Below are 21,504 nucleotides of genomic sequence, written 5' to 3'. Positions count from 1 at the left end.
CTTTTCACCTCCATCCCACGGTTACTTCTATACCAAGCTTGATCGCCTTCATCAATGAATCCCTCTCGATAAGCGCCTTTTGAGCATCACGCAGAGAAATTTCTTGAAAGTGAATCTTTTCGCCTGGCCGCAACTGGGCGACGATCGGCAAATCTATCGTTGGCACATAGCCTATCTTCGGATAACCTCCAATGGTTTGTCTGTCTGCCATCAGGATAATAGGTTGACCGTTTGGCGGAACCTGTATCGTACCAATGGTGACCGCAGCCGAGATCAGTTCCATTGACTTCGTAAGTTCGAGCGCCGGTCCTGTTAAGCGATACCCCATCCTGTCTGATTGAGTAGACACTTGAAAGGTTTGTTCGAAAAAGCTTTGACGACTCTCTTCCGAAAAATCTGCGAATTGCTCGCCTAGTATCACCCGTACAACCGCTTCTCCATTTTTTACAAACGTATTTGAAGGAATAAACCAATTCGCTTGGTAGAAGGGAGCCGCTCCTGCCTTTTTTTCCAATTGGTTAGCGAGAAATTGGCTGAATGCACCTGGAGAGCTTTGAACTAGCTTATCTCCTGCCGCAAGCATTCTACCCGCAAAGCCTCCGAAGCTTCCACGGAGATTCGTACTACGACTTCCCATCAAAAGTGGCACATCCCATCCGCCTGCGACTGCGAGATAGGCGCGACAGCCTTCCTGGGCAAGGCCAAACTTCAAGATGCTTCCACTCCTGATCCAGATTGCTCGATTGGGCAGGACGGATCTATCATTGATCGTGACTTTGAAGTCACCACCACAAATGGCTATTAGCATGTCCTTATGAAACAACAAGCTTGGACCTCTCATCGTCAGCTCCAGAACCGCATCCGTTTGTTGATTGCCAACTATCATGTTCGCAATCTGTACAGCTTGTTTGTCCATCACCCCACTGACACTGACCCCATACTGCTGAAAGCCAAATCTACCTGTATCTTGAACGGTTGTGCAAAGTCCTGGCGTAATCACCTCTACACTCACTTAGTACACCTTCTCCCCGTTATCGTATTCCCGCTCGGAGATAGGACGGAAACGAACTTTATCACCAGCGCACAAGAGACTTGGAGAACTTTCACCTGCCTGAAATAAGCTCAATGGTGTTCTTCCGATAATTTGCCACCCACCTGGGCTCTCTATCGAATAAATACCTGTTTGCAATCCTCCGATTCCTACACTACCCTTCGGAATAGATAGTCGTGGCGAGGAACGTCGCGGCGTAGCCAGTCGCTCATCCATTCCACCGAGATACGGAAAGCCAGGAGCAAATCCGATCATGTACACCAGGTACTCTGTTGTCGAATGGATCGAAATCACTTCCTCTATACTAAGACCATTTTGTTTGGCAACAACTTCTAGATCCGGCCCAAAGCTCCCACCATAACAAACCGGGATTTCTACCAGTCTGTACTCTTTAGAGTGAGTGTTGGAGATTTGCTGCGACATTTGCTCAAGAATAGCAACAGCACGATCGTATGGCAAAATATCATCAAGTGGATCGAAAAGAGTAATCGGATCGTAATAGACTGTAACAGTCGTAAAGCCAGGTACAGATTCGATCATCCCGGGGAAAGGATGCTCCTGTAGGTATTCGTAGAATTGGATGACCTTCTCATGGGTCTGTTGATCGATAACCTCTCCTAGTTTGACCATGACACCCGAGTCCCCAAGAGGAGAGAATTCATATCTAGGCAACGGTTTTCCCTCCATTTTCGAATATCGGCACTGCCACATGAATGGAAGGGAGGAGGGTTTCTCCTCCTGCTCAGCTAATTTGTCCGCCTTCCATGACAATATCTCGATCATTAGATATGGTCGTCTCGATTGCCAATCGCAAGCCTTTTACAATTGTTTCTAACGCCATGCTTGGCTGCCCTGCTTGCCTTGCTGCCTGTTCAGGCAAATAAGGGATATGGATGAACCCGCCGCGTACGGAAGCTTCTTTCTCAGCAAGGTAATGCATCAATCCATAAAAAAGATGGTTGCACACATATGTACCCGCCGTCTGCGATATGGAAGCCGGAATTCCTTGTTGTTTTAACTCGTGTACAATCGCTTTGATTGGTAATGTAGACCAGTAGCCAGTAGGACCATTTTCCCTGATCGGTGTATCAATCGGCTGATTTCCTTCATTATCCGGGATTCGAGCATCATTGACGTTAATCGCTACACGCTCAACCGCAATATCTCCTCGTCCACCTGCTTGACCGATACATAACACGATGTCCGGATTCGTTTCATCTATCGCTGTGTACAGATGTTCGATAGATTTTTCAAAAACCGTAGGAATTTGGCGCAGCTCTACTTTATACAAATCAGACTCGATTTTTCCCAGCTCTTTTACTGATTCCCAAGCAGGGTTAACCATTTCTCCACCAAAAGGATCAAACCCTGTTACTAAAATGGTCTTCATAATTGCCTCCTCCGATCCGCATCGGTCTCATTCGTGTGAGTCGAATATGGTCTTGTCTATACTGTCGCGAAACACGCCGTGGGCTGGATGCCACACACTCCATGACAGCACGATTGAAAACTTTATGTGTTTCTATGCAATCTCGCAATGCTCCTCCCGCGACCGTCTCATCAGCCGCTTCCGTTATTAAATCAAGCGTCACCCATTCAGGAAAACGAGAGAGTAAAGAAGGAGAGGTTCTGTTCGGCTTTGTAGGCCAACGATAAAACAAGAAATCTTGATCAGTAGGCAATGGGAAAATGGCGGGCTCCCAATTATGTCCATACCGAATGTAGCGCTCGATAAAGCGTTTATTTTTGTTCCACAGACGCGGATGATGTCTCAGCCCTTCCTCGGCTGCCTTTTGAACCGTATCAAGAGCGACAGCATGATGAGGATAGTCAGATCGCTCCATCTCGCGGCCAATTCCGTAAAAGAGTGAGATCGGCAACCAATAGGATACTGGGAATCTCGGCGGGCTATTGTACCCTGCGAATGGTTGTGTCCATTCATGCGAAGGGATTCCGTGATCATCAATGATCACATCCGGCAACCAGCGATAAAACAGTTGGGGAACTACCCGCGATTCGCCAAAAACACTCGGCTGAAAACGGTGATTGGTATATTCTAATCCAACGGCATTATAACGGGCAGCATGATGCTTCCAAAATGGATTATCTTTGACGAGCTCTTGATGAAGTGCGACCCCATCCGGATTGGCAAATGGAATCACGATCAGATTGAAACGAGTAAGCAAATCCATTTTTTCGGTTATGAGCTCTGCCACCAGTTCACGTGCAGCAGGCATACTGGAAACCTCGTTTGGATGATGTCCGGTTTCGAGCAAAATGGTTGGTTTATACAAAGATAGCTTGTGAGTTGATACGTATGTAGAAATCTGGGGTGCTGTTACTTCCACTGCAAAAATCGGCCTTCCTTCAAACGATTTCTCTACTTCCCAGATATGCACAGACGGATGTGTAGCCAGCTCTGCCCATTCGCACATATCTGGATGATGGTTTCGGTGTAGATTAGGAAGCTTCCGTTCTTCGATGCTGGTACTCTTTTCGTTCGTTCTCTGGATGCGTGCTTTTACAGGAGCAGATTGCTCTGCCTCGAAGTATAAATGAGTCGTTTTGATAGAGAAAGCTGGTTCCTCTTTATATTCTTTTACGCGAATGGTTGCCACTGGAGAGCTTCCTGGTTTGACCTTTACAAATGGTCGCACCGCCCCAGGAGAATTCCACGCCACTCCCGTTTTTCTTTCACCCAAATACGCATAGTAGTCCAGCGTATAAAAATAAATATCTTCATGCAACGCTTCTAACGACGATATTGTTTCTTCGTCTATGTCTAGCCGTTCTTCCTGTTCACTCATAGTGACGGTTACCTCTATCGAATGAAAGAGCGGAATGTTTCCGTGATACGGTTCATTTTGTTTACATAACAATCCTTCCGTCAACTCAGGTAAAAATTGCTGCGTATAGAATTGCCAAAACCTCTCCCGATCCGTAGGAACCAAGAATTGTTCTTTTGTTGTTCCATAGGAGAAGAAGAGTCCTGACGTAGTTGGATAAGCTCGACTTTGCTCGTCGGCATACGGCACTGTGGATACAGGTACATCCAAATTCCATGTACCTAAGTGCTCCAACCCGACTCCCCAAGCCTCGACTTGGTAAGTATAAGGTAGGTTCTCATCCATCACGAATGATACTTGCGACAAGGACAAGCCCAATTCTTTTTCCAACAACTGATCAACCGGGTATAATTCTTGAAGCCATCGATGAGAAAGCTCCATGCCTCCTTCTCTTTCTTCTCGTTGGAAAGAGATCAAAATTCGTTCTACTCGTTCCCCTGTACGTACAAGAGACGGCAAAATCGTTTCTTTTATCCAGCACAAGCCTGGTTTAAAAGCAGAGTGAATATGTACCGTACTATCGTTATCCGGAAGCAGCTCCGTGATTGCGCTCTTCCAGCATCGCTCCAACGCACGTCGAATCTCTTTTGGTTCTGACAAAAACGCGGTGACCGCAAGCGGAGAAGATAAACACCCGTCCGTCTCCTTTTGACTAACAATCGCGATCAACTGCTCATGAAACAACTGTTCTATCTCATTTCGTTCGCCCTGATCTTTCCATGTTTTCTCTATAAATAAAGGGAATTCCTTCTCTTTTGGCTCGTCTGATACTTCCCATGCACCAAAAGTCCCCCCGAGTCGGTGCGAAGTGGCAGTCCCGAAATAATCAAGCGCAGCAACAATCGCTTGTCCTCCCCCTGAAAGCTGGATGACTCTTGCTGTCTTTTCTTTAGGGTCTGGGATTACTTCGACCACTCCACTTGCTAGAGGTGCTTCACCATTCATGTGTAAAGAAAAGGTGAGCTCCGCAATCCGATTTGCTTCTCCTGTGAGCGGGAAAAGTATCCCGGTCGAGGCTAGACCAATCCGAGCTGCAAAGCGGGCGGCAGACATAACCGCCTCTGCAGTATGGATCCCTGTAAAAAATACATCTGTCCGACTCGTTAAATCCGTACGCCCTGCTTGATAGAACCCTGCCGTCGTCCAAAGCTCTGCCAGACTATCAAGCGGAGTTGGTCTCTCTACGATAGGACTTCCCTCATGCGAGCTCATCAGCCCGTACTGGGCTATCGCAATTTGATAGACAGGTGAAGCATCCGCACAAACATATAGTTGAACTTCATGTAAAGAACAACGAATCCTTTCAATGTCACCGAGTGAAGTGGTTGCAGGTACTGCATCTGTCCAATACGCCGCCATCCAGCGCAGTAATCGGCTAAGACTCTCCTCGCTTCCACCAACGAAAGCAATTCGATTGTTCCCTCGATCGAGAGTGCATGAAGCATCATCCACGTCGCAGGATGGCTCAATACATACTGTGCAAAGCCACTCACCGCTTTTCGTGCTGCTAGCAACCATCGGTGAATCTTCAAAATGAATGGAAGGCAGATCCAGCTCACTTGTTTCAAGGCCTAATCGGGCACAAAAATCAATGAATCCTTCTACGACGATTCCCGTTTGAAAACAGAAGGAAACAGACAATGAATCAGCTACACCATCATTGTTTCGGTCCGCAACTAACCCTTTCGTTGTAAAAATATCACCTAGCCCTCTCATTGGTTAGCCCCCTTACACGCGCAGATTTGGATCTAGCTCATCACGCAGCCAATCGCCCAGCAGGTTAATTCCAAACACCGTAATCATAATGGCGATGCCAGGGAAAGTAGCAACCCACCATGCCGTCTCCAGATAGTTGCGACCGTCTGCCAGCATGCCTCCCCATGTAGGAATCGAAGGGTCTACACCCAACCCAATAAACGTCAACGATGCTTCCAACAAAATGTTGGTGGCTACATTTAACGTTGCCAATACGATGATCGAAGAAGAAACGTTTGGCAGGACATGTTTTCTGATGATCCGCAAATTCGTAGCCCCGATTGCTTTTGCAGCCTGGACGTATTCCATTTCTTTTACACTCATGACCTGTCCTCGAACCAGGCGTGCAAAGCCTACCCAGTTACTGATCCCCAGAACAAGTATGAGCTTCCATAGACCTGCCCCAAAGACCGTCATGACAATAATCGCAAACAAAATGAAAGGGAATGCCAGCTGTACATCTGCCAAGCGCATTAACAGATCATCTACCCAGCGTCCGTAAAAGCCTGCGATGAGGCCCAGAATCACCCCGATAACTAAGGAAATCAGTACGGATACAACACCAACCAATAACGATATTCGCGCTCCGTAAATGATTCGGCTCAGTAAGTCACGTCCTACCTGATCGGTACCTAGCAAATACTCGGATTTCCCAGTATCGTCCATCCACGAGGGAGCAACCAGCCGTGCACGCAAATCAGCTTTATCAGGAGTGGATGGCGCAATTACCGGAGCGAAAAGTGCGGATACGACGGCAAGCATAAGCAAGAACATCCCCGTCATTGCCCACGGATTTCGAACGAATCTTCTGCCCATCTTGCTCCATTTTCCACGTTTTTTGATTGGTGGATTGGTCTGATTGTTTGTAACTGTCGCTGTAGTCATTCGCTTTTTCCTCCTCCCTGCCTAATACGTGGATCAATAAAGCCATAACTGATATCAACCAACAGGTTCACGAAGATCATCAAAAAAGACAAGATAATCACAGAGCCTTGAATCACTGGAAAGTCACGTTGCGATATCGCGTCAATCAGCATACGCCCGATACCTGGCCATGAAAAAACCTGCTCAATAATCACGGTACCGCCTAACAACGTTCCAAATTGCAGTCCAATAAAGGTTACCGTTGGGATTAATGCGTTTCGTAAGCCATGCTTGATGATGACAAGCCATTCCTTGATCCCTTTGGAACGGGCCGTATTGATATATTGCTGATTCATTACCTCTAGCATGGAAGAGCGAACTAATCGAGCCAAAATCCCTGACAAGATGAGTCCGAGTGCAACGGAAGGCAGAACCAAATACTCCAGACCTTCGTAACCAGAAGCAGGAAACCAGCCCAGCTTAACGGCAAATATGATGATTAACATGATCCCTAACCAAAAGTTAGGAAAAGAGATTCCTAGCAATGAAAAAATGCGTCCCAAAAAGTCAGCTACACTGCCTCTGTAAACGGCAGAAATGATACCTACTGGAATCGCAATCAACAAGGCGACAAACATTCCCCCGAAGGCAAGCAGCAAAGTTGCTCCCATTTTCTCCTTCATCATGTCGATCACGCTCTCACCCGTTCGGAAAGAGGTGCCAAAATTACCGGTAAACATATCTTTTAAATAAAGCCCGAACTGTACATGAACGGGCTCGTCCAGACCGAGATTTTGCCGAAGCTCAGTAATTGCCTCTTTGGTAGGCTCACCTGCTTGAAACATGATCGATACTGGGTCACCAGTCATTCGCACCAGGACAAAAATGACAAGAGTAATAGCAAGAACGACAAAAACACTATGTAGTAGACGTCTAATTAAAAAGGCTGCCATCCCGCTCCTCCTTTATCAAAAATGAAGGGAATAGAAGAGACATCTTCTACTCCCCTGTTCAAAACATTCCTTATTCAACCGATGCTTCGCGCAAATCGATACGTTCATCTGTCGGAGGTTGGAAGCCTTTTACGCGTTTGTTTACAGCCCACAGGTTGATCGATTGATAGAGCGGTACATCTGGGACTAGCTCATACAGACGTTGATTCAGCTCTTTAAATGCTGCCAGACGCTTTTCTTGGTCAAACGTGGAGCGTTCTGCTTTCAAAAGCTCCTCTACTTTTTCGTCATAGAAATCAGGGTTCCAGAACTCGCCTTTGTGATACATCAGATAGGCAGTATTATCAAAGTCGAGCGTCCATCCACCCCAGCCATTCCGGTACATATGTCCTGCTTTTCCGTTCGGAATGAGGTCAGAAGTAAATGTGGAGGCGTCCACCAGATTCAGCTTCACCTTGAGACCGACTTGACCTAATTGCATTTCGATCGCTTGTGCTACCTCTTTAAACGTAGCATCTGTACCAGGGAGGAAGAGATCAAGCTCAGTTCCTTCCTTCACACCTGCTTCTGCTAGCAGTTGTTTTGCTTTTTCTGGATCATAATTACGTAATGGCAGGTTAGGATCATAGCCGAAAGACATATCGCTTTGGAATGAATTGACGCGCTTACCATATCCGCCGAGCAGCGTTTCGATAATCAAGTCCGCATCAATCGCGTAAGCAATCGCTTCACGGACTTTTACATTGTCGACTGGCTTCATCGATGTATTGAAACGAATGGAATAAACGGTTGGCGAACCGACTTGCATCAGTTCAAGTTCAGACATGCCCTTGATGGATTCTGTTTGGCTAATCTCGACTTTTTTCATAATGTCGATGGCACCTGTTTGCATTTCAGCTAGACGTGTAGTCGCTTCTGGAATAAAACGGAACGTTACTTTTTCCAGCTTCGGTTGACCTTGCTTCCAATAGTTTTCATTTTTCACCAGTACAACCTTGTTATCTTTTTCATAGCTATCCATTTTGAAAGGACCCGTACCTACTGGATGCGTGTTAAAGTACTCGTCCCCTTTTTCCTTATAATACTTAGGCGGAACGATCACACCGCCATAACCTGCCAGCTTTGTAAGGAGTACAGGATCTTTTTCCTTGAGAATCATGTTGACTGTAAACTCGTTCACCACTTCTACTCGGTCAATCGAAGCATAGTTCGCTTGCTGTGGTCCTTTTTTCCCTTCTTCACCAAGCAGGCGATCAAATGTAAATTTCACTGCTTCCGCGTTGAATGGCTCACCGTTGTGGAAGGTAACTCCTTGACGAAGTTTAAATTGAAGTGTCTTGTCATCCTTGAACTCCCACGATTCAGCGAGTCCTGGCTGGATTTTCAAGTCAGTGGTACGTTCGACTAAGCCTTCAAATACAGATGTTGCTACAGTACTCCAATCAAGCAAAAACGTATCAATCGGATCCCAAGAGTGCGGATCTCCATTCACACCAAGTGTAAGTTCATTTTTTGCCGGAGCTTGCGCTTCTGTCTTAGATTGCGGATTTGGCTGTGTGCTCGTGTCAGCTGGCTTACTCGAACATCCGCCCAAAGCAGCAGCTAGCACGAGTAATGCGGAGCAAGCGGTGATACCTATCTTCTTTTTCAAAAAAAGTCCCCCTTTTCTTTTCGTTCTGGAATTCATGTTGAAAAAATATGATAGCTGTCATTTGTTCCTATTGGTTATACAAATGACAGGCAACATATCGACCATCGCCCATCGATTGAAATTCGGGCTTGTCCGTTTTGCAAATTTCCATACAATCAGGACAACGCGTATGGAACGTGCAGCCACTCGGAGGATTCGCAGGGCTCGGTACATCTCCAGTCAAGATGATGCGCTCACGCTTCGTTTTTGGCTTGGCAATCGGAACTGCGGACAGTAATGAGCGTGTATAAGGATGCAGTGGCTCTTCATATAACGCATTTTTAGGTGCCAGCTCAACCATCCGTCCCAGGTACATCACTCCGATCCTGTCGCAAAAATGCTTCACGACGCTCAAGTTGTGAGAGATGAATATGTAAGTGAGTCCGTATTGCTTTTGCAAATCCCTCATCAGGTTCAATACCTGGGATTGAATCGATACATCGAGCGCAGATACTGGCTCATCTGCCACAATCAGCTTGGGATTAAGCGCTAGCGCACGTGCAATGCCGATCCGCTGTCGCTGACCGCCACTAAACTCATGAGGAAAGCGTTCCGAATTTTCTGGTTTCAGACCGACAACCCTCATCAATTCCGCTACTTTTTCCTTGCGTTCTTTTGACGTTTCATACAGTTCGAATATGATCATCGGCTCTTCAATGATCTCCCCAACTGTCATTCGCGGATTGAGGGATGCGAACGGGTCTTGGAAAATGATTTGCAAATCCTTTCGCTTCATCCTCATCTCATTTGGGGAAAGTGCCGCTAAATTCTCTCCTTGAAAAATCACTTCGCCACCCGTAGGCTCGAGCAATCGTAGAATGGCTCTGCCTGTGGTTGACTTCCCGCAACCGGATTCACCTACAATTCCGAGTGTTTCCCCTGTTGCAACGGTAAAAGAGAGATCGTCAACAGCTTTGACGTGATTCGTTACCTTCTTCATTAAACCACTACGAATCGGAAAGTATTTTTTTAACCCTCTCACCTCAAGCAAGGGTTTACATTCTGATTTTTCCAAAAGATTCACGTCCTTTCCGCTTACTCATACAGCCAGCATCTGCTTTTTGTACCATCGTTCACATCGAATAACGGTGGAGCTTGCTCGTAGCATTTGTCCATAGCCTTCTGGCATCGTTCAGCAAAACGGCATCCTGGGGGCATCTGACCTGGACTCGGAACGGTCCCGCCAATCGTAAACAAGTACTCCTGCTCTGTGTCCATATCTGGGATCGAACCCAACAAACCAACCGTGTACGGATGCTTTGGAGTAGCAAATAGCTTTTCTACCTCGGCTTCCTCGACGACTTGCCCTGCATACATGACGACCACCCGATCGCACATCTCTGCTACCACACCAAGATCGTGCGTGATCAGCATGATGGTCATCTCGCTCTTCTGCTGTAACTCTCTCATCAGGTCAAGAATCTGCGCCTGAATGGTCACGTCTAGTGCGGTCGTAGGCTCATCTGCAACCAATAGAGAGGGACTACAGGACATCGCCATCGCAATCATCACACGCTGTCTCATCCCGCCAGATAGCTGATGGGGATACTCATCAACGATTTCTTCCGCTCTCGGAATCCCGACCAGCTTCAACATTTGGATCGCATGCTCTTTGGCTTGTTTTTTGTTCATACTTGTATGATTCAAGACGAGCTCCATGATCTGCGCCCCGATTGTATAAACCGGATTGAGTGAGGTCATCGGTTCTTGAAAAATCATCGCGATCTCTTTTCCTCGTACCTTCCTCATCTGATCCTTGGAAAAGGCAACCAGGTTTTCACCGTTGTACAGGATCTCTCCTCCGGTGATTCGCGCGGTTCTCGGCAGAAGCCCCATGATGGATAGAGAGGTGACACTTTTCCCACAGCCCGACTCCCCTACTACTCCAATCGTTTCACCTTTGTTGATTTGAAAACTAACTCCATCCAAAACGGTAATTTCTCCATTATCGGTTCGGAATCTCGTCTGAAGATTTTTGATTTCCAGCATCAAAGTCCCGCCTTTGCATCTGAATAGCCCAGCTTGCTCATGATTTTATTCGCTACTGCTTTTGTCTCCTCTACCAAATACCCCAATCGATCGATCTGAAAGCGTGATGTAGCTCCAGCCAAGCTCAAACCTGCTATTACTTCTCCCGTAAAATCTCGAATAGGTACGGCAATTGCTGCGGAATCCGGCTCCAATTCACCGTAGCTGACTGTATAGCCGTTTTTACGTGCATCGTGTATCCATTGCCATAGCAAATCTTTGTCTATATTTGTGTCTGGTGAGATTTTCTTCATGTCTACCCGGTTCAATAATTCTTCGATCTCATGATCCGGCATAAATGAGAGTAAAATGCGCGGGCATGCACCTGCGTACAACGGTGATTTTCTACCTACCTGCGTATATACACGAACATACTGGCGGGTATCGACTTTTTCGATGTACACCCCTTCGTCTTGATCGCGAATAATCAAGTTGACTGCCTCATCCACCGTATCTCGTAGCTGCTGCATATACGGGAGCGCGATTTTCCTGATCTCCAGCCGTTGGGCGACAATGTTCCCAAACTCCAGCAGCTTCAATCCCAATTGGTATTTAGGCGGATTATGAGTGGTCGTTTTGGAGACAAAGCCGCGCATTTCGAGCGTCTGAAGAATTCGAAACACCGTACTCTTCGGCATATCTGACAACTCGACAAGCTCAGCCAGGCTTAATTCACTGTTTTGGATAAAATATTCTAGAAACTCTAGCGTTTTTAACACACTTCGGTTTGCCGTTTTTTCTGTTTTGTCCATTTTCATCACCATTCGCTTGTCCCAAAATACGGAACATTATTTTGTATTTTGGCATGACACAATATTAAATGAATTCAGTTATTTTCGTCAATACATTTTTACCCCTTAACAATTAGGTCGTTCTACCTACTGGCTCAGGGGTAATTTGTACGTAAGGTTTTAGTGAATATTCTTTTTCTTAAACCGTCCACCAGAAACATCATGAATATGACCGATTGCCAAAAAGGCAGAGGAATCGATTTCCTCCACGATGGATTTCAGCTTCGCTTCTTCCAAACGGGTGATGACACAGAAGATGACTTTTTTGTCATCTCCGGAGTATCCACCTTCTCCATTCAAATAGGTAATTCCCCGCCCCAGTCTCGCCGTTAACGCATCGCCAATTTCTGCTGGATAATCACTGATGATCCATACTGATCTGGATTGTTCGAGTCCGACCATGGTAATATCGATCATTTTATAAGCGATGTAGTAAGCAATTAACGAGTACATGGCCCGGTCCCACCCAAAAATGAAGCCGGCACTGCCCAAAATAAAAATGTTAAAAAACATGACCATTTCGCCGACCGAAAACGGACTTTTCCTCGTCATCAGGATTGCAACAATTTCCGTTCCATCCAGGGAACCGCCCGCACGAATGACAAGTCCCACACCGATTCCGATGATGATTCCGCCAAAAACAGCAGAGAGAAGTAAATCGTCCGTCAAGCTAGGGACATGATGGAGGTAGTTCGTCCCCAACGACATCACAACGACACCGACCAGCGTAGAGACGGCAAATGTCTTGCCAATTTGCTTGTAGCCAATAAGTAAAAAAGGCAGGTTCAGCAGGAATAAAAATAATCCGAGCGGGCCTCCCGTCAGCTTTGAGGCCATAATGGAAACACCAGTTACACCACCGTCAATGATGTTGTTTGGAACCAGAAAGATTTCCAGCCCGACTGCCACCAACAAAGCTCCAATGACGATTCCGAGAGCTCTTAGTGCGATCCTTCTTTTTTTCGTCCGCTTATGAGTGATCGGAGCAACCGTTTTTGCATCCATTTTGATCATCCTTAGCCGTTTTTTCTTACCACTTCATCTTTCCCTGCTAGCAAAAAAAATAGCCAGACAGGATTTCTCCCAGCCGACTCTTTCTCATCCTTTAACCCCAAAGGGCAATCGAAATAATGCCAATCGTGATCATCAAAGACATGGACAGACGCCATACGCGTTGTCGCTCCTTTAACAAGAAAACCCCGAGCAGCGTACCAAAAACCGTACTTACCTCACGAATGGGCGCAATAGCTGCCAGCGGTGCCAATGTCATGGCAAACAAAAACAACAAATATGAGCCTGGTGACAGGACGGCACCGAGTACAATCGTTCGCCAGTTTTTTTGCCACTCACGGCGAATGAGTCCCTTCTTCCATACGAAGCCCCCAGCGACAATCAGACAGGCAAAGTTGGTTATTTCCAATAAAGCGAATGGAGATAATTGTTGGACGATTTGCTTGTCGGTTAACGTGTACCCTGTAATGCATAGTCCAACAGCAACAGCGTATTGCAGGGCGAGCGGATTCACTGGTTGAGCCTGACGATCTGTGCCTATCATCCCACTAATGGCGAAGACTCCGATCACAATGCAAATGACTCCTAGCCATCCCGGTACCGATAAATACTCTTGAAAGAAAATCGCGCTGAAAAACGGAATGAGAAGCGTCCCCGTCCCCCTCATGATAGGGTAAACCTGTGAGATATCCCCGTATGTATACGCCTTTGAAATCAACAAGATATAGCATCCTTGAAAGAAAAAGGACATAAACAGAAATAGAACCAAAGACCATGTCAGTTGCAAGTGTATCCATTCCCATATGAGAACAGGCAAGAGAATCACAGTTGTTGGCAATGTAATCAACAAAAGGAACGCCATTTTGTTCTCACTTTTTTTCGTGAACAGGTTCCAGACTGCGTGCGCAAGGCCAGACGATAGTACGAGCAGAATCGAAATCGATAGCATGTGTGCCCCTTCTCTCTCTTGTTGTACAAACACAACCAAAGACAATTAAACACATTGCGTTTAGTTGCTTTTCGTTCGACGTGTAAAGTATACACCCAGTTCCCGCAAAAATTAAGCATTGTTTCCGCTTATCGCCCAAACCATTTTATTGATGCTTCGAACACACGCATCTTTTTCCATTCTCCGCATTTTGGGTTATAATGGAGGGATGACACTTCGTTCGGAGGATCTGACTACATGCTGCAAAGAGAGTTGACTCGGGAACAAGCGATACAGGTAGGCGAGCAAATCCTAATTGCCGTCGAAGGACACATCATTGAACGGGGCTATACGTACTTTTCAGATGGCGCCGTCTTCAATACACGCGTAGAACAAGGTCAATATTTGACAAGTGATGTTCAGGGTTCCGAGGTGTATCATGTTCGCCTCGATATGGAAACGGTTCAAAACAGCACTTGTACGTGCCCTTATTCGCGCATTTGCAAGCATATTGCTGCTACTTTTTTTCAGATGTACAGCGTGTTCGAGAATCCTCGCACATTTTTGACCCGCTCCCAACAACCAAGACGAGCTACTTTTTCTCCTCATCTGCTGATTCCTACTTATAAATACAGCCATACCGCTCCTGCTCAGCAGGATACAGCGTCTGTTTCCTCGCCGCTTACCGCGAACAGCTCCGTCAAAGAGTGGTGGGCATTTTTTGAGAGCTGGACACGCAATCTGTTTGCGGCCATGGAATCGTATCGAGCTTCCTCTGAATTATTATCGAGCTATCAAAATGTGTTGAGTGTTGCTGCCTCGTGGCCGAAGGATCGGGCACAACTCTTTGTCATTCATGCCAATCTGTTTCATCTCATGAAGCTGACACAATACGTTAAAACGTACCGCCAATCATACTGGTTCCTCGATTTGGTTCAGACAGCCGAGCGGCTATTGGATCAATTAGAAGGAACGTTGTACTTTGCAGACATCCCTGCTCTTTTAACTGACCATCAGGATGCCATCGTTGATACTCTTCAGCTGACCAAGCAATTGAAAGAAAACGAAGCCACCTCCCTCTACTGGATATTCGCCTATCAAATGTTATGGTGGATGCTATTGAAGAAGCCAGAGTGGATACAAGAGGAGATCCATGTGCTGGATGAGCTTATCAACGATGAAAACAGTTCTGCCGACGAAAAGGAAAAAGCGCTGCTGCTCCGTGCCCACTTTTATGTCATGGAAAAGGAGGACGAAGCTGCTCTACAAATCTGGAAAAGAATGAGCCGCTTGAACCTCTCCTTTTACTTATCCTATATGAAATCATTCGCTCGCAATGGAGAATGGCAGCGATTTCTCGATTGGACTGCTTCGTTGACATCCTTAATCGGTCAAGCCGAGACACAGCATTACCGACTCGTTATCGCCATTTGGCAGGAAGCGATGGAGCAAGTGGGACGATCCGCTGAGTGCGGGGCCAAGCTGAAGCAGTTCTTACCGAGCAGTTATCACGAATATGCCGCCTATTTATATGAAGAACGACAGTTTCAGCAATGGATTGATTTGCAAATGTCGTTTCAAGTGCCTATGGCAGATATCTCGATCGTGCAGGTGAAAGAAATCGAGGAAGCCGAGCCAACTCTGCTCTTCCCTTTTTATTTGCGCGAGGTGAACAGGCTCATTGCGGAACGTAATCGAACGGCCTACAAAGAAGCGATCAAGCTCATGAAAAAGGTAAGGACGATTTACAACAGGGCAAACCAAGATGCGCGCTGGGAAAAATACGTGGAACAATTATCTGCCAAACATAATCGGTTACGTGCTTTTCAAGAAGAGCTAAGGAGAGGAAATTTCAACTTATGAATACCGTCACTACATTGGTTCTAGACGGAGAGCTTTTGGCAGACGGACAATTCTTGATTACTGGTAAAGACACGCAAGGAGCGGTGGTCGATCCAGAAGAATTGGCAGGAACACTGTTTGCGTGGGATGAGTCATCCTATTACGGAACCTTCCTGGACAAAAACGAGCATGGCGTATTGCTCAGCCCTGCCAAGGCCCTCTCCTTTTTCGTCTCCCCCCAGTGGCTTTTGCATCGGACCTATTCATCCAGCACGCCATTTGAACAATTTACGCATGTCGCGGGAATGATCCGTGATTCGCTCGCAGAAGGCTCCATTGCCCCTGATTTTTCTTCCTGGAAAAAAGGACATATCGGCTGGAGAGCCCTGCATAATTCCGACGATTTTCCGGAGTATGGACACAGGTGGCTTTCGCTCGTCGTGGAGGAATCCTTGCAAGGTACTGGCGAGATCGGGCGAAAGTGGGAGCAGCTGTTGACGCAATACCCGGCTCTGTACGTCATGGGCGCGGAGCTTTCTCCACACCTTCAGGAACAAGAATGGTTGCAATCGATAGGCTGGCTGCCAGATACAACACCGTTTCGCACATGCTTGCAAATCGTCGAGGCTGAGGAGCACCCCAATGACTGGCAACTCCAAGTGTATTTGCAGAATCGTGAAGAGCCCGATCAATTATTTCTCATAGAGCCACACCAGTTGACGGCTGAGGGAGTAGCCACCGCTCGCATCCCTGCTGACTGGCGTGAACACTGGAATCGTTTTCTCACGGACCTGGCCAAATGCAAAGAGATTCTCCCTTGGCAAAAAGACACCCAGAAGAATCAAATCCGTTTTCTCACCCGACTGACGAACGAGCAAGCATGGATCTTTTTGACTTCGAGCAGTTTGCAGTTGGTGCAAGCAGGCATTCACGTCTTTCTGCCAGCATGGTGGGAACAAGTGCGCCGGGTTAAACCGAAGCTAAAAGCCAAAATTACATCCTCTGTCGGAGCTAGCAGACAGTCCTTCCTGGGTGTCTCCCAGCTTATGGATTTCGAATGGAAGCTCGCCTTGGGACCTGTGGAGCTCAGCGAAGAGGAATTTGAGGAACTCATTAAACAAAAACAGCGCCTGCTGAAAATTCGCGGGCATTGGGTACAATTGACTCCCGATCTATTCTTGCAGCTACAGGAAGCGCTCAAGAAAAACAAAGCGAAAAACGGCATGACGCTGCGCGATGTCATGAGAATGCACCTCGCCCCTACTGTGGAGGTTGAGGAGCTACCCGATGATGAGTTCGATTTCGACACTTCTCTATCTGTTGAAGTTCAGCTAAACCAGCATTTGCGAGAGCTGTTGAATCAATTGCAGGAAACAAAGCGTATCCCGATCATGGAGCAGCCATCTACTTTTCACGGGACGTTGCGCCATTATCAGCTGGAGGGCAGTTCGTGGCTGTTCTTTTTACGCCGCTTTGGGTTGGGAGCTTGTCTGGCCGATGACATGGGATTGGGAAAAACGGTTCAATTCATTACGTATTTGCTACATGTCAAGCAACATGGCCCAGCCAGTACGCCTTCTCTCTTAATCTGTCCGACCTCCGTCATAGGCAACTGGCAAAAAGAGCTGAAGCGTTTCGCCCCCTCTCTTCACGTGATGATTCACTATGGCAATGATCGCCAGAAGAAGGAAGCGTTCTTGCCAGCGATCAAGGGAGCGGATCTGGTGATTACCTCCTACGCCCTGTCCCATTTGGATGAGCAGGAGCTAGGAATGGTTACATGGGATACGATTTGTCTCGACGAAGCGCAAAATATTAAAAACGCCTATACAAAGCAAGCGTCCGCTGTGCGCGATTTGAAAGCATGGCATCGGATCGCTCTCACAGGCACTCCGATCGAAAATCGTCTGAGTGAGCTCTGGTCCATTTTTGATTTCTTGAATCCTGGCTACTTGGGAAGTCTCGGGGAATTTACCCAGCGCTTTGTTCACCCCATCGAGCGCGACCAAGACCAGCAGCTCATCAATCAAGTGCAACGACTTATTCAGCCTTTCCTGCTCCGTCGTGTGAAAACCGATCCGAACATTCAACTCGACTTGCCTGACAAGAATGAGAGTAAGGAATATGTGCCGCTGACCACCGAGCAAGGCGCACTTTATGAGACAGCGATTCAAGATATGTTTGATCGTATGGAAAAAGCCTCCCCTATGGAACGGCGCGGTCTGATACTGACGACATTGACACGTCTCAAACAATTGTGTGACCATCCCGCCCTCATTTTGAATGAAATCTCCACAACAGATGAAGCCAGTCGCTCGCACAAATTGGAAAGACTGCTGGAATTGGTGGAGGATATTCGCCAAAAGAAAGAGCGTTGCCTGATTTTTACCCAATACATCGAAATGGGCAATTTGCTCCAACGAGTGCTGACACGACAAGGCTATGGACCTGTCTACTTCCTTAATGGGGCCACGAAGAAAGAAAAACGCGATGAGATGATCGCTCGTTTTCAAGACCCGACACTTCCGGACGATGAACGCGGAGCCATCTTCATCCTTTCCTTGCGCGCGGGTGGAACCGGCTTGAACTTGACGGAAGCCAACCACGTCATTCACGTAGATCGCTGGTGGAATCCTGCGGTAGAAAATCAGGCCACTGACCGTGCTCATCGCATAGGACAAAAGCGCAATGTTCACGTCTACAAATTCATCTCGCTCGGGACAATTGAGGAACGCATTGATGAGATGATGGAGAGAAAGCTATCGTTGAGCCAGCAAATTGTCGGGACGGGTGAAAGCTGGATCACGGAGCTATCTACGGAAGAGCTGCGGGATTTGTTCACCCTTCGCCATGATTGGCTAGACACGAAAGGATAGATGGAGAATGGAGCGAGTGAAACAAAACGACAGCAATTCCACTATGCGCCGCCCTACAGAAGAGCCCAAGCTACCTGAGGCATGGCTGCGTTTTTTGGAAGCTGTTCAACAACAATTTTCCGATAACCAAACAAAGAAAGAGTAAGTGAGAAAAACCCAAGGCCTGATCACGTATGGTCCCTAGCCTTGGGTTTGATTTTGCTAGTGGAAAGGAAATTTCCATACGTCGAGGTGTATAGAAAAAACCCTCCGCAATGGGAGGGTCAGCTACGCGCGAATTCTCATCAGAGCACGCTCTTCTTCTTTTATCCGCGGACAGGTATAGCAATACTTTTGCTCCCCCGTCTTATAGTACAAACAGCATTGGTTCTTGATCCGCACTTTCGCTTGCGGATCGCGCATATCCTCGATCCAACGCACCTTCACCTTAAATGGATTTTTTTGCAATCCAAAGCTCTCGCCTTCCAATTGATTACAGAGGACATCGTAGTCAGCCCTTACTTGCTGCTTGATGCTATCCTGTTCTACCAACGCCACAAAAGCATCCGTATGGTAATTGTACCTGGTTGGGAACTGCCCCCAAAGCATCGCTTCGGGGTTTCCCGTTACCTTTGCAAGAGTCGTGAGCAACGGGTGCAGGAAGTCTCGGAAATACGCACGATAGCATTCCTTCAGCCAGATTGTACGCTCTGCTTCGCTGAAAGGCGCTTCTACGATTTCATACGCCGGGATCACGAAGGCGAATTGCGGATAGTCATCCTCGTAAAACAATTCAATCGTCATATGATCCAGCGTCATGGTAAGTGCACGATTCCAGACAGAGATCATGTACGAAAGACCGAGAGAAGGGCTCGTGAGCCAACTGCTGATGTAAGTACCAGCAGCAGTCAGCTCATGTGCCTTGATTAACGGAGCATAGATTTGTACGAGCTCATTCATATGTGTCGGGTCTACCAAATCTCTTGCCTTCATTGAAAATAAGGTATTGGGTCTCTTTTTGGAAGAAATATTAAAACGCTGTGCGAGAAAATCATCATCCCATTGTTGCAACACAATCTCTCCCTCTATTCGTTATCAAGAAAAAACGCTGTTTGACTGGTCGAGGTACGTGCCAAACTGTGCTTGATACAGTCTGCTATAGATGCCTTCACGAGCCAAGAGCTGATCATGGCTTCCTTGCTCGGTAATGCCTTGTTCCGTTACAACGATGATTCGATCGGCATTTTTAATGGTAGCCAGTCTGTGTGCGATGACCAATGTCGTACGTCCTTTGGACAATTCCTGCAAGGACTGCTGGATCGCCGCCTCCGTTTCGGTATCAAGTGCAGAAGTAGCTTCATCCAAAATCAGAATCGGCGGGTTTTTCAAGAACATGCGCGCAATCGCCAGTCTTTGTTTTTGACCACCGGACAATTTGACTCCGCGTTCACCAATAATCGTCTCCAGACCAGCAGGCTGAGAACGGATAAACTCTTCTAATTTAGCCAGACGTGCTGCTTCCCAGATCTCTTCCTCTGAAGCGTTTAGTTTTCCGTACACGATATTTTCGCGAATCGTCCCTGAAAAGAGGAACACATCTTGCTGAACGATCCCGATTTGGCTGCGCAATGACGCTAGCGTGATTTGACGGATATCCATTCCATCAATGGAGATGCTGCCCCCGTCGATCTCATAAAATCTTGGCAAGAGGCTGCACAACGTGGTTTTTCCTGCTCCAGAAGGGCCTACAAACGCAATGGTCTCGCCCGCCCGGATGTTCAAATCGATGTTTTGCAAAACAGAAGACTCTTGGTCGTAGCTAAACGAAACATTCTTGTACGAGATATCGCCCTTCAAGGACTCTACCTGGATCGCATCTGGAGCATCCGCAATATCTGGTGCTGTGTCCATGATTTCGATGTAGCGTTTGAAGCCGGCAATTCCTTTTGGATAGCTCTCGATAATCGCATTAATTTTTTCCAACGGACGGAAAAATACATTTGTTAACAGTAAGAAAGCGACAAATTCACCATAGGTCAATTCACCTTGAATCACAAACCAGCTGCCGCAAATCAGGACAAACAAATTGACTAAACGCATCAAGACGTAACTGACGGAAATATTTTGGGCCATGATTTTGTAGGACAGCAGCTTGGTGATCCGAAAACGCTGGTTGTTCTCTGCAAATCTTTTGTTTTCAAATTGCTCGTTGGCAAAAGCTTGTACGACACGCATTCCGCCTACGTTGTCCTCAACACGTGCGTTGAAATCCGCCATGTCGCCGTACAGACGGTGGAACGCTCTCGTCATTTTACGGTTGAAGTGAACAACGAAGAATATCAAGAGCGGAATCACCAAAAACGTAAGCAGTGCCATTTCTTCATTTATATTGTACATCAGGAGAAAAGCACCGATTAGCGTCATCACGGCGATAAACAGATCTTCTGGACCGTGGTGCGCGACCTCCCCGATCTCCATCAAGTCATTCGTTAGGCGAGATAACAGATGCCCCGTCTTGGTATTATCGAAAAAGCGGAAAGAGAGCTTTTGAATATGGTCGTACAGCTTCTTACGCATATCCGTCTCGATATTAATTCCAAGCATATGTCCCCAGTACGTGACGACATAGTTCATCCCGGCGTTAAGACCATACAAGGCCAAAAGTCCAATGCACGCCCACACGATCATGTTCCAATCCTTACTTGGAAGTAATTGATCGACAACCATGTTCACTGCAAGCGGAAATCCCAACTCCAACAAGGCAACGAACACTGCACACGTGAAGTCGAGGATGAATAATCCACGATAAGGCCGATAGTAAGAAAAAAATCTGCGAAGCATTGAAGCAGCAACTCCTCTCTCAAGAACAACATCAATCAAGTATTTGATT

The 21,504-nt window shown here is 46.9% G+C and carries 17 protein-coding genes; 3 read left to right on the top strand and 14 right to left on the bottom strand.

What is annotated here, in order from left to right; translation table 11 throughout:
• Positions 1-4 precede the first annotated feature (4 nt).
• From C7R91_RS15340 to C7R91_RS15285, 12 genes are all read right to left on the bottom strand, one after another.
• Complete coding sequence (locus C7R91_RS15340; protein ID WP_047069154.1) at positions 5-1,012, bottom strand: 5-oxoprolinase subunit C family protein; 1,008 nt, start codon at positions 1,010-1,012, stop codon at positions 5-7.
• Complete coding sequence (gene pxpB / locus C7R91_RS15335; RefSeq protein ID WP_047069153.1) at positions 1,013-1,762, bottom strand: 5-oxoprolinase subunit PxpB; 750 nt, start codon at positions 1,760-1,762, stop codon at positions 1,013-1,015.
• A gap of 31 nt (positions 1,763-1,793) precedes the next feature.
• Positions 1,794-2,441, bottom strand: a complete 648-nt coding sequence (gene pcp, locus C7R91_RS15330) for a pyroglutamyl-peptidase I (RefSeq protein WP_047069152.1) — start codon at positions 2,439-2,441, stop codon at positions 1,794-1,796.
• The gene (locus C7R91_RS15325) at positions 2,413-5,613 is read right to left on the bottom strand and encodes a M14 family metallopeptidase (protein WP_047069151.1); all 3,201 of its coding nucleotides are present in this window, start codon (positions 5,611-5,613) and stop codon (positions 2,413-2,415) included. The genes pcp and C7R91_RS15325 overlap by 29 nt, the downstream gene beginning before the upstream one ends.
• Before the next feature lie 12 nt (positions 5,614-5,625).
• Positions 5,626-6,537, bottom strand: a complete 912-nt coding sequence (locus C7R91_RS15320) for an ABC transporter permease (protein ID WP_047069150.1) — start codon at positions 6,535-6,537, stop codon at positions 5,626-5,628.
• Positions 6,534-7,469, bottom strand: coding sequence for a nickel ABC transporter permease (gene nikB, locus C7R91_RS15315; RefSeq protein WP_047069149.1), 936 nt, complete (start codon positions 7,467-7,469; stop codon positions 6,534-6,536). The genes C7R91_RS15320 and nikB overlap by 4 nt, the downstream gene beginning before the upstream one ends.
• Before the next feature lie 70 nt (positions 7,470-7,539).
• The gene (locus C7R91_RS15310) at positions 7,540-9,120 is read right to left on the bottom strand and encodes an ABC transporter substrate-binding protein (RefSeq protein ID WP_047069148.1); all 1,581 of its coding nucleotides are present in this window, start codon (positions 9,118-9,120) and stop codon (positions 7,540-7,542) included.
• Positions 9,121-9,187: 67 nt separating this feature from the next.
• Positions 9,188-10,183 (bottom strand): ABC transporter ATP-binding protein, encoded by a 996-nt coding sequence (locus C7R91_RS15305; protein ID WP_047069147.1) that lies wholly within the window; start codon positions 10,181-10,183, stop codon positions 9,188-9,190.
• Positions 10,184-10,194: 11 nt separating this feature from the next.
• Positions 10,195-11,148 (bottom strand): ABC transporter ATP-binding protein, encoded by a 954-nt coding sequence (locus tag C7R91_RS15300; RefSeq protein ID WP_047069146.1) that lies wholly within the window; start codon positions 11,146-11,148, stop codon positions 10,195-10,197.
• Positions 11,148-11,939, bottom strand: a complete 792-nt coding sequence (locus C7R91_RS15295; protein ID WP_236697834.1) for an IclR family transcriptional regulator — start codon at positions 11,937-11,939, stop codon at positions 11,148-11,150. The genes C7R91_RS15300 and C7R91_RS15295 overlap by 1 nt, the downstream gene beginning before the upstream one ends.
• A gap of 159 nt (positions 11,940-12,098) precedes the next feature.
• Positions 12,099-12,983 (bottom strand): YitT family protein, encoded by an 885-nt coding sequence (locus C7R91_RS15290; protein ID WP_047069144.1) that lies wholly within the window; start codon positions 12,981-12,983, stop codon positions 12,099-12,101.
• Between the two features lie 100 nt (positions 12,984-13,083).
• Entirely contained in the window at positions 13,084-13,938 is an 855-nt protein-coding gene (locus C7R91_RS15285; RefSeq protein ID WP_047069142.1) for a DMT family transporter, read from the bottom strand.
• 237 nt (positions 13,939-14,175) lie between these two features.
• Here C7R91_RS15285 and C7R91_RS15280 point away from each other — a divergent pair, with 237 nt between their 5' ends.
• From C7R91_RS15280 to C7R91_RS29390, 3 genes are read left to right on the top strand one after another with little or no spacing between them, the layout of a single operon-like run.
• Complete coding sequence (locus C7R91_RS15280; RefSeq protein WP_047069141.1) at positions 14,176-15,780, top strand: SWIM zinc finger family protein; 1,605 nt, start codon at positions 14,176-14,178, stop codon at positions 15,778-15,780.
• Entirely contained in the window at positions 15,777-18,635 is a 2,859-nt protein-coding gene (locus C7R91_RS15275) for a DEAD/DEAH box helicase (protein ID WP_047069139.1), read from the top strand. Before C7R91_RS15280 ends, C7R91_RS15275 begins: the two co-directional genes overlap by 4 nt.
• A gap of 7 nt (positions 18,636-18,642) precedes the next feature.
• Positions 18,643-18,780 carry a hypothetical protein gene (locus C7R91_RS29390; protein WP_162837748.1) on the top strand — a complete coding sequence of 46 codons (138 nt, stop codon included), beginning with the start codon at positions 18,643-18,645 and terminating at the stop codon, positions 18,778-18,780.
• 122 nt (positions 18,781-18,902) lie between these two features.
• On the opposite strand, the gene C7R91_RS15270 is transcribed toward C7R91_RS29390, so the two are convergent.
• Positions 18,903-19,688 carry a Fe-S oxidoreductase gene (locus C7R91_RS15270; RefSeq protein ID WP_236697833.1) on the bottom strand — a complete coding sequence of 262 codons (786 nt, stop codon included), beginning with the start codon at positions 19,686-19,688 and terminating at the stop codon, positions 18,903-18,905.
• 21 nt (positions 19,689-19,709) lie between these two features.
• Complete coding sequence (locus C7R91_RS15265; protein ID WP_047069137.1) at positions 19,710-21,455, bottom strand: ABC transporter ATP-binding protein; 1,746 nt, start codon at positions 21,453-21,455, stop codon at positions 19,710-19,712.
• Positions 21,456-21,504: the final 49 nt, after the last annotated feature.

The organism is Brevibacillus formosus, from assembly GCF_003013405.1.
GTDB classification, from domain to species: domain Bacteria; phylum Bacillota; class Bacilli; order Brevibacillales; family Brevibacillaceae; genus Brevibacillus; species Brevibacillus formosus.
The sequence above is the reverse complement of the archived record's forward strand: the minus strand, read 5'-3'. Positions and strand labels throughout refer to the sequence as shown.